General features: G+C 37.8%; 17 protein-coding genes. 2 read left to right on the top strand and 15 right to left on the bottom strand.

Features of this window, described 5'->3' with window-relative positions; translation table 11 throughout:
- Positions 1-37 precede the first annotated feature (37 nt).
- From QUF49_RS05435 to QUF49_RS05370, 14 genes are all read right to left on the bottom strand, one after another.
- Positions 38-2,173, bottom strand: a complete 2,136-nt coding sequence (locus QUF49_RS05435; protein WP_289494715.1) for a YhgE/Pip domain-containing protein — start codon at positions 2,171-2,173, stop codon at positions 38-40.
- Positions 2,174-2,378: 205 nt separating this feature from the next.
- Positions 2,379-2,840 carry a hydrogenase maturation protease gene (locus QUF49_RS05430; RefSeq protein WP_289494714.1) on the bottom strand — a complete coding sequence of 154 codons (462 nt, stop codon included), beginning with the start codon at positions 2,838-2,840 and terminating at the stop codon, positions 2,379-2,381.
- Positions 2,840-4,246: a nickel-dependent hydrogenase large subunit gene (locus tag QUF49_RS05425; protein ID WP_289494713.1), complete on the bottom strand. Its 1,407-nt coding sequence runs from the start codon at positions 4,244-4,246 to the stop codon at positions 2,840-2,842. The genes QUF49_RS05430 and QUF49_RS05425 overlap by 1 nt, the downstream gene beginning before the upstream one ends.
- Positions 4,239-5,144, bottom strand: coding sequence for a hydrogenase small subunit (locus QUF49_RS05420; protein WP_289494712.1), 906 nt, complete (start codon positions 5,142-5,144; stop codon positions 4,239-4,241). Before QUF49_RS05420 ends, QUF49_RS05425 begins: the two co-directional genes overlap by 8 nt.
- Entirely contained in the window at positions 5,141-5,653 is a 513-nt protein-coding gene (locus QUF49_RS05415; RefSeq protein WP_289494711.1) for a cytochrome b5 domain-containing protein, read from the bottom strand. The genes QUF49_RS05420 and QUF49_RS05415 overlap by 4 nt, the downstream gene beginning before the upstream one ends.
- A 50-nt stretch (positions 5,654-5,703) precedes the next feature.
- Entirely contained in the window at positions 5,704-6,714 is a 1,011-nt protein-coding gene (gene hypE, locus QUF49_RS05410) for a hydrogenase expression/formation protein HypE (RefSeq protein WP_289494710.1), read from the bottom strand.
- A gap of 2 nt (positions 6,715-6,716) precedes the next feature.
- Positions 6,717-7,823: a hydrogenase formation protein HypD gene (hypD, locus tag QUF49_RS05405; RefSeq protein ID WP_289494709.1), complete on the bottom strand. Its 1,107-nt coding sequence runs from the start codon at positions 7,821-7,823 to the stop codon at positions 6,717-6,719.
- Complete coding sequence (locus tag QUF49_RS05400) at positions 7,798-8,031, bottom strand: HypC/HybG/HupF family hydrogenase formation chaperone (RefSeq protein WP_289494708.1); 234 nt, start codon at positions 8,029-8,031, stop codon at positions 7,798-7,800. Before QUF49_RS05400 ends, hypD begins: the two co-directional genes overlap by 26 nt.
- Before the next feature lie 17 nt (positions 8,032-8,048).
- Positions 8,049-10,346, bottom strand: a complete 2,298-nt coding sequence (gene hypF, locus QUF49_RS05395; protein WP_289494707.1) for a carbamoyltransferase HypF — start codon at positions 10,344-10,346, stop codon at positions 8,049-8,051.
- Complete coding sequence (gene hypB / locus QUF49_RS05390) at positions 10,331-10,990, bottom strand: hydrogenase nickel incorporation protein HypB (RefSeq protein ID WP_289494706.1); 660 nt, start codon at positions 10,988-10,990, stop codon at positions 10,331-10,333. Before hypB ends, hypF begins: the two co-directional genes overlap by 16 nt.
- Positions 10,980-11,345 (bottom strand): hydrogenase maturation nickel metallochaperone HypA, encoded by a 366-nt coding sequence (locus QUF49_RS05385; RefSeq protein WP_289494705.1) that lies wholly within the window; start codon positions 11,343-11,345, stop codon positions 10,980-10,982. The genes hypB and QUF49_RS05385 overlap by 11 nt, the downstream gene beginning before the upstream one ends.
- A gap of 114 nt (positions 11,346-11,459) precedes the next feature.
- On the bottom strand, positions 11,460-11,795 hold the full coding sequence (locus QUF49_RS05380) for a spore coat protein (RefSeq protein ID WP_289494704.1): 336 nt from the start codon (positions 11,793-11,795) through the stop codon (positions 11,460-11,462).
- A gap of 15 nt (positions 11,796-11,810) precedes the next feature.
- Positions 11,811-12,095, bottom strand: a complete 285-nt coding sequence (locus QUF49_RS05375; RefSeq protein ID WP_289494703.1) for a hypothetical protein — start codon at positions 12,093-12,095, stop codon at positions 11,811-11,813.
- Between the two features lie 385 nt (positions 12,096-12,480).
- Positions 12,481-13,668 (bottom strand): M14 family zinc carboxypeptidase, encoded by a 1,188-nt coding sequence (locus QUF49_RS05370; protein WP_289494702.1) that lies wholly within the window; start codon positions 13,666-13,668, stop codon positions 12,481-12,483.
- A 255-nt stretch (positions 13,669-13,923) separates the two neighbouring features.
- Between QUF49_RS05370 and QUF49_RS05365 the strand changes: the two genes are divergently transcribed.
- Positions 13,924-14,823, top strand: coding sequence for a formate/nitrite transporter family protein (locus QUF49_RS05365; RefSeq protein WP_289494701.1), 900 nt, complete (start codon positions 13,924-13,926; stop codon positions 14,821-14,823).
- Between the two features lie 325 nt (positions 14,824-15,148).
- Positions 15,149-16,057: a DMT family transporter gene (locus tag QUF49_RS05360; protein WP_289494700.1), complete on the top strand. Its 909-nt coding sequence runs from the start codon at positions 15,149-15,151 to the stop codon at positions 16,055-16,057.
- A gap of 35 nt (positions 16,058-16,092) precedes the next feature.
- On the opposite strand, the gene QUF49_RS05355 is transcribed toward QUF49_RS05360, so the two are convergent.
- A complete protein-coding gene (locus QUF49_RS05355; RefSeq protein ID WP_289494699.1) occupies positions 16,093-16,827 on the bottom strand; it encodes an amino acid ABC transporter ATP-binding protein in 735 nt (244 codons plus the stop codon).
- Between the last annotated feature and the right edge of the window lie 5 nt (positions 16,828-16,832).

Genomic DNA, 16,832 nt, shown 5'->3' with positions numbered 1-16,832 from the left:
TTATCTTTTTAGAGCAGTTTTCTTTTTTCTTTAATCTTTATGCAGTCACTTCCCTGTTAGAATCTTTTACTCTATCCTTTTTAAAGTTAAATACAACAAAAGCTAATCCTGTAAAAGTAGTAAAGAACGTCAGTACTATCGTTATATTGTACACGGCAGCATCAAAATCATTTAACGTAATAACTGACTTAAACCCTGCGATTGAATAAGTAAAAGGCAAGTATTCGCTTATATTTCTTAAGTTTTCAGGCAGCATTTCAACAGGCAGGTTAGCACCTGTTATAGAGAGCTGCATGATGACCAAACCTAATGCGATAAATCGACCGGCATTTCCACCGAGTGCAGCTAAAAATAATACAATTGAAGAAAAAGTAATGCTGACAATCAGTGAAAATAAAATTAAGCCGCCGGGATTACTCACGTTCACTTTTAAAACAAATAACACTAAGATCAGCAATAGTATCGTTTGAACAATAGCCAATGATACTAAATGAATAAACTTGACTAGAAACCAGCTGAAACTTGAAATGGCGTGTGGTCTTTTAAAGTTAATGAACAGTGACATGATTAAAATCCCAACAAATAATCCAAGTGTAATGACGTATGGAGCCGTTGAATCTCGATAGTGTTCGTATTCATTCACTTTTTTACTTTTTAGCTTCACTGGTGATGAAAACATATTAATATTATCGTTCTCTGTGTTCAAATTTCCCGTTTTCTTAGCACCTGACTTCAGACCAGAAGTAAGTTTTTTACTTCCTTCATTCAATTTACCTGCACCGTCATTTAACTTAGCTGCCCCTTGTGATAGTTTTCGCCACCCTTCATCCACTTTGCTGTTTCCATCTGAGATCTTTGCTGCTCCAGAATCTAATCTTGTAACACCTGATATTAGTTCATTCCAACCTTTATCAACCGCAGCGTTGCCATCTGAAATCTGTTTGGCGCCTGCCTCAAGCTTCCCCGCTCCTTGATGGAGTTTGGTTTGTCCTGCTACCAGCTGGTTCAGTCCATCATTTAAAGCCACTGTACCAGGCGCTACTTTGTAAGCGATACCATCCGCGACCGACACCGCTCCTTCATTTAAAGCTACTGATTTGGTTGATAAATTATTTAATCCACTTGAAATTTCATTCGCTCCATCTAGGATTTGTTGATAATAAGGTCCAATATTAACGGTTGGATTAGCTTTTTTATATTCTTCTAACCCTGCAACTAACCGTTCTGCACCAGCTGCCAGTTTTGCAGATCCATCTTTAAGGCGGCCTGTACCATCTGCGACTTTTCTGCTTCCTGGTACCAATTTCTCGACAACACCCGTCTTCAGTTCCTCACTTCCTGCTTCAGCTTTTTCTAAACCATCTAAAAGTTGGGAAGAACCATTTGATAAGGTAACTAATCCTCCATGAAGCTGCTCTGAGCCTTGAGCTAATTTATGAATATCACCTGATTTTCCATTCAAACTCTGAAGTAAGAGTCCTGTCCCGCTTTTAAGCTCTTTTGTTCCATTCGCAAGCTTTGTAATATCAGATTGTTTAGAAGTTACAGATGCTGCTAACTCGTTTGTGCCCTTATGCAACTGGTTTGTTCCATCCGAAAGCTGTGAAGATCCGTCCGCCGCTTTCCCAAAACCTTCTGAGACTTCTCCTAAACTGGCAAACATGTTTGTTACGTATTTTTGAGTAATCGTATCAGCTAATTTTTCACGCATTCTTTGGGTAGCTGTTTCTGTCACTTTTGAAGCTAAAAAGTTCAGCCCTTCATTTTGAATATACTCTAACTCGAGCTTTTTAGGATTAGGATCTAATACTGTTGTTACCCTTTCAGAAAAATCTTCTGGGATAATAATGGCCATATAATAGTCATTTTTCTGAAGTCCTTTCATAGCTTCGGTTGAATCTACAAATTTCCAACCTAAATCTTTCCCTTTTTTCATATTGGCAACTAGATCCTCGCCCACATGAATGGCTTGATCGCCTGCTATGGCACCTTTGTCATTATTAACAACGGCAACGGGCAAGTTAGAGAGATGATCATAAGGTCCCCAAGTTGCAGATAAAAGAATGCCGCCATAAACGACCGGAACGAGCAATGCTGCAATAATAGAAAATAATATAGCTTTATTAGCAGCTAGTTTTGCAAATTCAACAGAAAGCAACTTTCCTATATTCATTCAGATTCCCTCCAAATGTATGTATGACTTTAAAATGAATGAGCAGCCATTCATTTAATTATCATAATATTCAAATAATAAATAGAAAGCTAGTCATTCCTGAAAAACACATATTCTTTACTATGAACCCCTACACAGAAAGTAGTATTTTAAAAGATTTTTTAATAGGTACTAATGTACATAAGAAAAAAGATGACCTATAAGATCATCTTTTAAAGTCTTCAATTAAGTTATTCAATATTTTTTTCACTTCGGCTATTACATAGTCCCATTCGTAAATCATTCGTTCGCTAAGTCCGATATGAAATTTCACTTCAAAAGGTTCAATTCCTATTAAGTACCCTCTTAACCTATTTCTTTGTTGATATAAGACTTGAAATAAATGAATATTATGCGGTGAAATATCCAAAGATTGCTGTTGATGCAAATCAGCTATTGGGTATGTTGATACTTGTCCAGGATTGGTTCCTGATACTGCTGCATCAATAATAATGACATTTGTTGCATCTTCAATTTGCCCGATGCAAAAATCAATGTCTGATTCACCAGAAACGTATGTCACACCTTGTAACGCAAAGGTTTTTTGAAGCTCTTCAACGATATAAATACCTAAGCCATCATCCATCATTAGTTGATTGCCTATGCCCAAAATAAGTATCTTTTCCATTAAAACACCTTAATTGTTTTCATTTGTTTTCCTGGTGTGTAAACATGTGTAGCACATGACATACATGGATCGAATGATCTGAGAATTCTTCCTATCTCAGCCGGTTGTTCAGGGTTCTGAATCGGGGTTCCAATCAATGCTTCTTCAGCTACTCCCCTGTTTCCTTGATCATCACGGGTTGAAAAATCCCAAGTAGAAGGGGTAATAATCTGATAGAATGAAAGTTTTTTGTTTTGTATTTTAAGCCAATGCCCTAATGCACCTCTAGTTGTATCAACTAAACCTCTGCCCTCTGCATTTTCAGGCAGCTCATATTTTTGCTGTGTATCAATATTTGGAACGATTTCTGTTAATAATCTTTTCATAATTTCGGCAATCTTTTTTGTTTCAAGTGCTCTTGCAATTGTCCGGTCCATCGCGGATATTCCCATCTCATACTCTCCACTTAATATTAAACGAGCTAACGGACCGACTTCATAAGGCAAACCATCATATCTAGGTGCTTTAACCCAGGAATATCCCTTCTTCTTATTCATATCAGGATCAGGCATAACCTGGTCTGGTTTATAGGTGGTTTTTGAAGATTCATACCATGAATAGTCTATTTTTTCCTGAATTTTTCTCTCATCAAAAACTTGCACTTTAGCCGTAGACGAAACAAGTGGGTCTACATATAAAGTTCCTAAATCTTTGTAATCATAAAATGCTCCATACGTTAGCAGATTTCCATACCCACCGCCTAAACGGTAATAATCTGAATAATAGTGAGCAATATCATAAACATCAGGTAACATTTTTTCTTCTATAAAAATCATGATCTGCTGCAATATCGAATCAATATGCACTACTTTTTCAGCAGTAGCCTGAGTTGTAATTCCTCCAATAAATACACCATGATTATGAGGTGCTTTCCCGCCTAGTACAGCAAGCATCTGGTGAGCTGACCTGCTTATCGCGAGCGAATCAAAATAATGCTTAGATATTCTGTCATTAATTTTCCGTGGCAATCTATAATCTGTATGATCTGACTGAAAAAGTGTATTCTGATCTATCTTCACGTAATCTGGGACTGTGTATTGATAAAAATGACGTATATGATTTTGAAGGAATTCGCAGCAATGAATAATATCACGAAGATACCTTCCTTGCTCACTAGGTTCGATCTTTAATGCATCTTCCAACGCAGCAGAAGATGCTATTGAATGAGCAGCTGAGCAAATTCCACAAATACGCTGTGTAAAATATACGGCGTCAAAAGGACTTCTGCCTACTAGCATTTGTTCAAAACCTCTAAATAGATTCCCTTTTGTTTTCGCATCAACAACTCTGCCTTGATCAATAATGACATCGATCTCCATAAAACCGCTTATTCGTGTTAAAGGGTTGATTACCACTCTTTTACTCATTCTTCACCACCCTTGTCGTATCGTAACTTATGAAAGGAGCCATGGCATCAGGAAAACCGAACTGTGCACATCCGATACACGGTGTGTTAGCTCCTATCGGCCAGTTCACATGACCATTCCACTGTCTGGTCGGACAATCAATCCTAGTTACGGGTCCTCTGCAGCCAAGTTTAAACAAACAAGTTTTGTCTCCTAACTTTTCAGCGAAAATTCCTCTATCAAAGAATGGCCTTCTCGGACAGCGGTCGTGTATGAGCGTACTGTAAAACATCAATGGCCGCCCAAGGTTATCCGTCTCTGGTTCTCCGTACAATAAAAGGTGAGCCAATGTACCTAAAAACCAGTCTGGCTGTACAGGACAGCCGGGCAGCTTAATCATTTTCTTTTCAGGCAAGATTGTTTGCAAGCCCACTGATTCAGATAAATTCGGTTTGGCCGCAGATACACCGCCATGTGTTGCACAAGCTCCGACTGCTAAAATTTGTGAAGCTTTTTCTCCGAGCATTTTAGCCGCCTTAAGCCCTGTTAACGGTTCCCCTTTCCAGCTCCCAATAATGTTGTACAATCCGTTGTTTTTTAAGGCAACTGCTCCTTCAACTGCAAGAATATAGTCTTCATCCAGTGCATTCATCAATCTTTGAATAGCCTGTTCACCTTCAGATGCCATTAAACTATTACTGTAGAGGATATTCACCATAGAATTCATTGTGTACTCAAAGTCTGGATTTTGTCCGTTCAATAAAGAGATAATGTTCCCTGAACAGCCATTCAGTTCTAAATAAACAAGATTCTTTTTTTTGATTAGACCATCTCTGATCTTTTTCTTAGCTAAGTTTGTTAATCTTGAAGCTATCGCTTCATTCGTCATAGGCTCTGGTGGTAATACGTGCTGACTCATTGTCTTAGCCTCCCTACGACTGGCAGTGTTGCTAAAATAGATTGCTGTCCGGCATGACAGGAGCTGAATTCTTTAGTAAGATCTTTTCCTGCAAGCAGCCCAAAGTGAGTTGCCGCCGCCCATGCTTTATTATTTGTCACATCGTAAACAATTCCATTTACAGCTACATAAGCAGGCATTCCGTTTTTACCATCATATTTAGATAATTCCTCAAGAGTAAACATACGGGAAGTGGATTGGGGATTCATTGGATTGGATGAAGCAGAACCTGAAGATATCTGCTGGTGGTTCGTATAAGGCTGGAGTGTTTGTTGAGTACAGTTCATAGCTTGATTGGCCAATAATTCACTTAGAAAATGAATACTTGATATGGAATCCCATAACCGTTGTAATATTTGATTTTGCATAGATAAATCGTTTGTCGAAGAAAGAGTATATATATCGTAACGAGCTTGTGTGACAAGGTTGTTCAGTTGCAGTCTTAGCATTTCAATATTTTGCATCTTCATCCTCTCCTCAGAGCATATTCACACTATACTATGCATATGCTCCGAGTTAATCAACAAATCCTCGGCAAAAGCATTCCTGACAGCCGATGAAGACGCCTTGTAGTTCCTAGAGGTGTTTTTAATAATACTTTCCCTTTAGAATCATTGCACTCAACTATCCTACCGATCACACAAGCATCTCTTCCAGCCTCATATTCTTTTAACCGATTCAGGATTTCGATTTCCTTCGATGGATCAACTATCATGACTATCTTTCCTTCATTTGCAAGATAAAGAGGATCGAACCCTAAAATATCACATGCACCATGTACATCATCTCGAATAGGAATCGTACTATCATCAATCTCTGCAGTAAAGCCAAAATCCTCACTTAATTCAACTAGAGAAGTAGCTAGACCCCCACGTGTTGGATCACGCATAATTCGTATCCCTTCTGAATAGTCCATTAAGTTTCGAATCATATGCGTTAACACAGCACAGTCACTTTTAACATCCGTCAGTAGACCAAGCTCTTGACGAGCACTTAGTATCGCAATCCCATGATCTCCTATCGTACCGCTTATGATTATTGAATCCCCTGTCTTTATGGTTTCTGGTTTAAGCTGATCTTTTCTATGCATGATTCCAATCCCTGTTGTATTTATAAATACCCCGTCAGCTGATCCCTTTTCTACAACCTTCGTATCACCTGCAACAATCTTTACACCTGACTTTTCAGCTTCAATCGCCATGCTTTGAACAATTTTTCTTAAATCGGAAATTAAAAATCCTTCTTCTATAATAAAACCTGCAGTGATTCCTAATGGAATAGCGCCACTAACTGCTAAGTCATTTATAGTACCGGTAACTGCCAGTTTTCCTATGTCCCCTCCAGGAAAAAAGAGTGGATTAACCACATAGCTATCTGTGGTAACAGCCATTCTTTCAGAAGTGATATTTATAAATGCAGAATCGAATTTTGTTTGTTCTTTGTGGTTAAAGGCTTTTATAAAAACATCATTAATCAATTGATGCGTTAATTCTCCGCCTTCTCCGTGAGCCAAACTAACCCGCTTAGCCATCTTTATTCCTCCCTCATGTACTGATAATGGGCAGCACATGTGCCTTCTGCAGAGACCATACATGGTCCTATTGGATTAATTGGAGAACATCCTTTGTTAAATAAACTGCAATCTTCTGGAGAGATTAGGCCTCGAATAATTTCACCGCAACGGCATTTTGTCATTTTAGGCTTTTGAATGGTTATATTAAATTTCTTCTTTGCATCAAACCTGGCATATTGTTCTTTTAAATCTAATCCGCTTTCTGGAATGATTCCTATCCCTCGCCAGCCTTCATCGTTAGGCATTAAATAATCATTGATTAAATTTTGGGCGATCTGATTTCCTTCATCCTTAACAGCATACGTATAATCATTTATGATCTCTGCTTTTTCATCTATTAAAAGATTTAACAATCTGTAGATTCCTCTCAGCAGCTGAACAGGTTCAAATCCTGATATTACACCAGGAATTTTGTAGTCCTTTGCTAAGTATAGAAATCTGTTTTTACCTAATACAACCGATACCTGTCCAGGTAAAATAAAACCATCTACTTTTACTTGTCCAGATTCAAGAAGATTTCTTAAAACGGGCTCTACTAATTTAGTGGTCATCCAAATCGAGAAATTTTTTATTCTTTTCGTCATTGCCTCTTGTATGGTTAGTGCTAAAATAGGAATCGTAGTTTCAAAGCCAATCCCTAGAAAGATAACTTCTTTATCAGGATTTTGTTCCGCTATTTTCAAAGTGTCTAACGGAGAGTAAACTACCCGGATATCCTTTCCTTCTGTCTTTGCTTGCATTAATGAAAATTTAGATCCAGGCACACGCATCATATCTCCGAAAGTACAAAGTATTCTGTTTGATTCTTGTGATAATTGAATCATAGAGTCAATGGATTCTTGATCAGTTACACACACAGGACAGCCCGGTCCAGCAATTAGCTGTACATCATCTTTCAATCTTGTTTTTATTCCTGATTTTGCAATGGCCATCGTATGTGATCCGCATACTTCCATTAAAACGGCCTTTCTTCCATACTTCTCTTTAAACCTGTTTGCAGCGTGAATGACCGCATCAACAGAATCTTTAGCATATACTGGGTCAGATAGTAGATTTAAAGTTTCCATCTAACACTCGCCTCCATTCCTCGATACTTTCTTTAGCGTACACTTCATCAATGATCGTCATTGCTTGTCCTGCATGAAGAAGAACAAAATCGTTTATTTCCACCTCAGGAACAAAGACAATGCCAACATACATTCTTGAACCCATTACATCCACTAAAGCTTTCTCCGCTTCAATTCGTATTACTTTTGCAGGAACGCCTAAACACATTTCAACTCACGCCTCTCTTAAGTAGACTTTTGGTTTATTTTTGCGGCTGCAATTACGAGCTGACCGAAGGATATGCCTCCGTCATGACACGGTACATTTTTATGTGTATATACATTGAACCCGTTCTCCATCAACAGTCTTTTCATTTCTCTTAATAAATAGTTGTTCTGAAATGAACCTCCCGATAGTACAACTGATTTGTTTAATTCAGGTCTATCATTCACTGACCTTTGAACCATCTCAACGCAGCATCGTATAATCGTGTTATGGAACTTCGTAATTATTTTTTCATTAGGCTCGTTCTGCAATTTTTCTTGGATAATCTGATATAGCGCCATGGTAAAATCGATTTCAACAAGGCTTTCTTCTTTTTTAAGATTATACGGATAAGTGCCACTATTAATCCCATCATCAATATCCTCCATATAGTCCGATAGTTTAATAGCCGCTTCACCTTCATATGTTGAATGCAAACATATTCCCAAAATAGCACTTACCGCATCATATAAACGGCCGCAAGTACCGGCTAATGGGACGTTTAATCCGTTTTTTATCATACTTTCAATGATGTTTATTTCTTTTGTTTTATCTGGAAACAACTGATTGGCTAGATACTTCCCTTCATGCGGCCAATGGTATAAAATCATTCCGACCGCATTTCTCCACGGTTCCTTTATAGCCTTTTCTCCTCCCGGAAGAGGTGTATAACTTAAATGTCCTAACCGTTCCACAACATAGGCATTTCCATATAAACATTCAAATCCCCATATATGACTGTCATCTCCAAATCCAGTTCCATCTAAAATAATTCCTATACAAGGTTGATCAATGTGGTTTTCTTCCATACAAGAAACATGGTGAGCGTGGTGGTGCTGAACCCGAATGATCTCTTTATTCAAACGGCTGGCAACAGCTGCAGTCGCAAATGCAGGGTGCTTATCTATTGCTATATATTTTTCTTCAATTTGAAACCAATCTTTAAAATGTGTAAGCTTTTCTTCATAAAAATTGTTCATTTCTTCGTTGTCTAGTTCGCCAATATGCGGACTCATTATTACGGTTTTGTTTGTTCCAATCGCGAATGTATTTTTCTGATTTGCTCCTAATGCAATGATTCCTTCAACATTTCTACTCGTCGGAAACAATTCAGGAGTATATCCTCTCGCTCTCCTTAAGAATTGAAAGTGTTGACCGTCTAAGCGTACGACGGAATCATCTATAGGAAGATAAATTTTTCTATTATGCGATAATATGAAATCGCACATCCCTTGTATTTGGTGTAAATTGTCATCTTTATAGAGAATAGGCATGCCTGAGAGATTAGCACTTGTCATTACTAAACAATCTAATCCAGATTCTTTAAATAAAAGATGATGCAGAGGAGAATAAGGAAGCATAATACCGAGAGTAGATAAACCCGGTGAAATATTTGCTGGCATTCGTGTATCTTTTATTCTCTTAAGTACAACAATTGGCATTTCAGCGCTCGTAAGAACCTGTTCCTCTTCTGTGGAAACATAACAGAACCTCTTTACCGTTTCGATCGATTTAGCCATTACAGCTAATGGACGCTCTGGCCTGTTCTTTGTTTGTCGAATTTGAGAAACAGCTCTTTCCTGAAAAGCATCACATGCGAGGTGATACCCACCTATTCCTTTTACAGCAACGATTTTCCCTTGTTTCAGTTTTTCTGCTGCAATTTCTAAAGCCTTTTTGTTCCTCTCTAATAATTCTCCGGTATGGCTAAGTAAATAAAGGTCAGGTCCACATTCAGGACAGCAAATAGGTTGAGCATGGTGCCTGCGATTAGAAGGATCTTCATATTCTTTCTGACAGTCTGAACACATAATAAAATTCTTCATTGTTGTATTCGGTCGGTCATAAGGCTGATTTGTAATGATTGAGTAGCGAGGACCACACTGTGTACAATTAATAAAAGGATGTTGGTAACGGCGATTTAGAGGATCAAACATCTCTTCTAAACACTGTGTGCAAATCGCTGCATCGGATGATACTAAAGGAACAGCATGACCATCTTGTTGACTTGGCTCGATATAAAATTCTTTATACCCTTTTGAAGCAGTCTGCTCAATTTGCATCTCTATGATTTTGGATAGCCGAGGAGGACTTAGTCTTAAATCTTTTACCATCTTTGAGATGTTTTTGCTATGACCCTCTACATGTATAATTACACTACTTTTATTATTTTTTACGGTTCCTTTTAGTTCATATTTTTTTGCTAACGAATACACAAAGGGACGAAAACCAACTCCTTGAATCCTTCCGCTGATCTTAATGCTCAGGGCTTTGAGCATCTGTTGCAGCCTTCCCTTATCCAGTTAAGCCATTGGTCAAATCCTTCATTAGTCTTTGCAGAAAGCGCTAGAAACACAGACTGAGGATTGATAGCTGCCAGATCCTGCTTTGCTTCTTCTAAGTCAAAGGACACAAAAGGAAGAAGATCTATTTTATTGATGATCGTCATGTCTGTTCTTCGAAACATAACAGGGTATTTAGGAATCTTGTCATTTCCTTCTGGAACACTTAAGATCACAACCTTATTGTCTTGTCCCAAATCATATCCGGAAGGACATACTAAGTTTCCGATGTTCTCAATAAAAAGGATGTCTATTTGATTTAGGTCGAATTCAGGCAGTACTTTAGCAATCATTCTTGCATCCAGATGACACCCGCCAACTGTATTGATTTGTACGGTTTGAATTCCAAGTGCACGCATTCTTTCTGCATCACGGTCTGTTGCCAGATCACCTTCGATTACACCAATTCTATATTCATGAGTTAAAGCTTTTACCGTATTTTCCAATAAAGTCGTTTTACCTGCTCCAGGAGAGCTCATAAGGTTAATAACAAAAGTTTTGTGTTGCTGAAATATTACTCTATTAAATTTAGCAGCCTTATTCTGATCAGTAAGCACATCTTTCATAATCTCAATTTTCATCCATTTCACATCCCTCATAAGATTCCACCCTAAATGTTTCCCCTGAAATCAAATCGCAATTTTCAGCACCACATGATGGACAAATGGCAATCCGATAGTCAGGAGTAAACTCACGCATACACTTATTGCAGCGCGATCTAGCTTTTTCACGTATAATATTTAAATTCGTTTGTTCATTGATTAAAGGTGAACTTTGTGTTCTTAAATAAAAAAAAGCTAGTTCCAATGCATCAGCTAACACATTTGATAAATCACCTATTATTACATCAATTCTGCTTATATAATTAATCTTTCTCATACGTGCATCTTCAGTTATTGCAGTAATGATATCCATAGCTAGTGACATTTCATGCATTTAAAACACCTCTAGTATTTTGATACATGTTATGCATGCATTATAGTAAAAATGCCCTTTTTAATGACTAAAAAAAGCTTTGACGTCTTACTCGTCAAAGCTTTTCTAGTAGGATTATTGTGTTGGCCCTTGATGTGGAAACTGATTCATATAGTTTGAAAATTGCTGATAAGTTTGCTGCATCTTTTGAGCATCAGCTGCTTCAAGTGCATACCAGCCCTTTTTAAACATCATGTTATAAAGCTCTCTTTGCATATTTTGCGTTTCATTAAAGACAGCAAGAAGGTCCTGATAAAGTGCGTTATGACTTGCTTCATTTAAAGCGGTTGAATAAGAATCAGTCATATATTTTTCGTAGGATAAAACATCATTGATATAGTCTCTGTCGTTCATCTGAGGAGTTTTAGGCACAGCAGATTCTGGGTTTTGAATTTTGTTTGATTGATTCATAAATCTAACTCCCTTCTAATTTTGCAAACCAGCTTGTGACTGGTTCATCATTGCTTGTTGTCCTGAAATATGGTTAATGATGCGTTTATAATGACTTTCATGCATTTGGCATGCTTTTTCGAGTACTGCTTTTATTTCTGGATCTTGACATTGATTTGCCATAAAGTGTGCTTTTTTCATTCCTAGTAAGTTCCATGAAAGCATGTCCTTCACATAATTTAAATCTTTACCTGTGATCACTTGTGGCGGTGTTTGAAATACGGACTGATTTTGAGTTTGATTTTGATTCTGTTGTTGCATTTAAGAAGCCTCCTTCATATATTTACCACTTTATCTTTCCTTCCTCATCGGTGTTTATTCGTAAAAATGTGAAAAAAGTGGTCAGCTCGCCTAATCCAAAAGTTTTGGCACGCAATCCAGAAATTCTGGCTGTTTATCCACGAGTTTTCCCTCTCAATCCAAAAGTTTTGACCATTTAACCACGAGTCTGCAATTCTCGACATATTCCGCGTTCTTTATTCCCTTCACATCCCTTTGTGAGATGAGTGGTCAGATGAGACCCTTAAAAGGGGAAAGCGGAAATGGGCTCACCACCTGCTCCACGGAAAGTGAGTAACCTGGAGAGGTAATCAACCACATACACAAAAAAACAAGCAGCCATTACACCGCTTGTTTTTACGTTTACTTATTTTACTATCCACTTTGGTCCAAGGATCGTTTGGATACGATAGAAATTTCCATACGCTGCATTCATTTTATATGTTCCCGGATAAAGACTCGCTGCTGCCATCTTATGATTGACATTCGGTCTGTCATGCAATGGTACCTTTTGTGTGAGCGTTATGGTTTTAGTTATAGGTGTTATACGCTTTTCCCAGCGCTTGTCTCCTTCTATTGCCATATAAAGGCCTGCTTTTTTATTCCTTGTCCATTCTTCAGAAAAGATGGTGATCGGAGGATTGGTTTCACCTGCATAAGGAGCAAGTTCAAATGTAAATCCTGGCCGCTTGAATGTTTGAATGAACCAATCTTTATATCCGCCGCCGCTTGATAAATTTGTATCAGGTGGAATAAGTCTATAACCTGTCATATTGCTAAGCGTAGTCCCGAGTGTCTTGTCTCCTTCAAATGTATTTGTTCCATAATTAAAGTGGTAGTACAGAATCCTACCTGCTGTATGATAAGAATTTGTTATTTCAGGGTCAACCAAATAAGTAAGAGCAGATACCGCTTTTGCTTCAGCCGTTACTAGAGGTGCTGTTCCTTTGTAATCTTTGTAGGAAGGTGCTTTCGCATTATTATTGATTTGTTCCCAGCGCGCTGGATATTGTCTATTAAGATCGATGCCTTGTGCATTAGACTTCCATCTTTTAAAATCCTTACTTCCGCCATTCATCTTAATGAGGTTAGCATGTGCGGTAGATGGAAATGCAGATAATCCTTTTTGCTGAAGCGTTACTCCATCTGGATTAGTCATTGGAACGAACCAGATTGACGTATTGTTTAGTACATTTGCCACATTATAGCCATCCATCGTGCCATTCAACACGTATTTTTCACTATATTGGTCAATCATTTCCATTACGATATTCGTCGTAATCCATTCTCTGGCGTGATGAGATGCGTTGTACATAACAGTCGCATCTCCTCTGCCAAGCTTAATTGCCCATATATCTCTTCCATATGGAGTTTTCCCTAGTGAACGGTATTGGACTAGTCCCGGGTATTTTTGTGCGAGCGTTTTGATATTGCTTGTCATTGTTTCATATGTATACGTTTGATTCGGATTAACGTAGCTTGCTGCTTCTCCTTTACTACTCCAGCATGTTAAGCCTAGCAGCATCCCCATAAACAACACAAATCCCTTTTTCAAAGAATTCTCTCCTTCCAAATTCTATTATTATTTGAATATATTAATAGTATAAATAAGAGAAGATATTGCTTCGCATGAGGATAGTAGCTTTTACTATTTCAATTTGTTTACTAGAAATAAGTCTAATCTCATAGATATTTGGTATTTAAAAACAAAAGATTATGCTTTCCCTGAATTTTAGTGGAAATTGGTTTTGATTGGTTCAAATTATGGGAAGAGTAGTAGGGCGGAGATGACAGAATACGAGGGATGCAGATGAAAAAAAATAATGGTTCTAGTAGTAATAAAAAAGCGGATATACCTGATCGGCAGTACTTTTTCCCAGCACAGATTATTGAATACTTTATCGAAGAAGGCAAAGCCTCGTTACAGATTACAAACTTGGCTCAATTTATATTGTCTTTCATGGCAGGAGCATTTATTGCGTTTGGAGCATTAGGTTCCGTGCTCTTATCGATGAATGTAGATACACCTGGACCATATAACCTTCTAGCAGGTGTTGGATTTGCTATAGGCTATGCCATGATCTTTTTGTCAGGTTCCATTCTTTTTACAGAGATTAATATCCTATTGCCAAGTTATATTTTACAAAGCAAGTTTTGGATCAGCATAAAGGTTCTTCGATTTTGGGGAATTTGTTACATTGGAAACTTTCTCGGAGCCTTATTTGTTGGATTTCTCTTAAATCTTTCTGGATCGTTGGACAAAGAATTTTACGATGGACTTTTAAAATTCATGGAAAAAAAGATGCAGTTTACAGATCGAGGGACTTGGGGATGGTTTCAGGTTCTGTTCTCTGGAATACTTGCAAACTGGCTTATCGGTATCGCAGCTGTTCTTGCTACTGCAGCCCGTGATGTAATGGGGAAAATATTCGGAATCCTATTGCCTGTCATTATTTTCGAAGCCGGAAATTTTCAGCACGCAGTAGCAAACATGGGGTATTTTAGCATAACGGTTCTTGAAGGCTTCGAATATAGCTGGTACGAATTTATTTTTCTAAATTTAATTCCTGCCTCGATCGGAAATCTTATTGGAGGCGGTATTTTAGTATCTCTCTTACTTTCATTTGCTTTTAAAGAAGATATTGATGATGACATCATAAAAGAGGAAGAAGAGGAAGTGGACAAGATCACTGATAAAATGAATAAATAGTTAAGCCTAAACACTTTTATTGTCATGTACAGTAAAGGTGTTTTTTGTTAGAGTTCAAATAGAAGAAGCTTCTTTAAATGCTATTTTCTAAAGGATTGTAGTTGCTATTCAATCATTTTTTCTTCTAAGAACGGTTGATTGTAGTGGAGGGTGTGAGACTCCTGCGGGACAGGCTGGCAGGTGAGACACTTAAGAGTGAAACGTACGAATGTGGCTCACCGCCTGCCCCGCGGAAAGCGAACAACCTGTAACGGAAATCTACTACTTTTAAAAGCGACAAAGTGAAAGCAACATAAACATATTTATTAGAAAAGGATGAACTGGTTTGCCTAACTATACAAGAATTGCTTTTTTATATGTAGCCCTAGGTGCTTCTCTATGGGGAATCATAGGTTTTTTCGTAAAAGAATTAGCAGAATACGGTTACACGCCTTTACAGATCGTTTATTTGAGAGCGGCAAGTGCGCTTCTACTGTTTCTTTTTTGGATTTTGATTCAGCATCCTGCTCTTTTGAAAATCAAGCTGACTGATACTTGGTATTTCTTAGGCACAGGAGTATTGAGTGTTTCCTTTTTTAATTGGTGCTATTTCACCACTATTCAAACCTCTTCACTCGCCATTGCTGCTATTTTGTTATATACAGCTCCAGCTTTTGTTCTTTTAATTTCTGTTTTTGTTTTTAAGGAACGGTTAACACGCCAAAAAGTATTTGCTCTTTCTGTAACATTTCTCGGATGTATTTTAGTATCTGGATTATTTTCATCGCAACTTGGACTTTCTATGAAAAGCTTATGGATTGGATTAGGAGCGGGGTTTGGTTATTCGCTTTATAGCATTTTCGGCAAGCTCGCCGGTAAGAAATATGAAACATTGACCATCAGTTTTTATACTTTTTTATTTGCAGTGATTGCTCTTTTTCCGATTAGTGATATTTCTTCTGCTGAAGTGAACATGTTCGATACATCTGTCATGCTAAACATTATTGGACTAGGACTGTTTCCTACCGTACTCGCTTATTGGTTTTATACACAAGGATTAAAACAGCTCGAAGCTAGTAAGGCAGCCATTGTATCTACGGTTGAACCTGTAGTAGCAACCATAATGGGATTAGTGTTATATAATGAATCTATTTCTTTCATTCAGACGGTTGGTATTTTACTCGTACTTGGTGCAGTTCTTTTCATTCAAGAACGAAAACCTAAAACAGTAGAGACTATTACTAGTACACATTAAAAAGGTGCAGCCTGAGAGCTGCACCTTCTGTCTTCTTACAGAATCGAACTTAAAAAATCTTTCGTTCGCTGTTCTTTTGGATCATTAAACAGTTCATCTGGTTTTCCTCTTTCCCAGATTTGGCCGTCATGCATGTAAACAACTTCGTCTGCCACTTCTTTGGCAAACCCCATCTCATGTGTAACTACAACCATCGTCATGCCTTCTTGCGCCAATTCTTTCATGGTCGCTAATACTTCTCCAACTAGCTCAGGATCTAGGGCTGAAGTAGGCTCATCAAACAGCATGATATCTGGTTTCATGGCAAGTGCTCTAGCAATTGCTACACGTTGTTTTTGTCCCCCTGATAGTTTCGCAGGATACACATCAGCTTTATCTGACAATCCAACTTTACCAAGTAAGGAAATTGCCTCTTTTTTCGCTTCAGCTTTATTCTTATTTTTCACCATAACCGGAGCTTCCATAACATTTTCTAATACTGTTTTATGCGGAAACAAATTAAAGTGCTGAAAAACCATCCCAACTCGTTGTCGAACTTCATTTAGGTTATGTGATTTAGGATCTATTTCTTCCCCTTCAATAACAATCTTTCCGCCGTTTTTAATCTCTAGGAAATTGATACACCGAAGCAATGTACTCTTTCCTGACCCACTAGCTCCGATTAATACAACAACTTCACTTTCATGAACTTCTAAGTTTACTTCTTTTAATACTTCTAGGTCACCAAAACTTTTCTTCAGATTTTCAATGCGTATCATTTCTTTTTTCATAGAAT

It is taken from the genome of Fictibacillus sp. b24 (assembly GCF_030348825.1).
GTDB lineage: Bacteria > Bacillota > Bacilli > Bacillales > Fictibacillaceae > Fictibacillus.
This window is presented reverse-complemented; position numbering and strand designations above follow the sequence as displayed.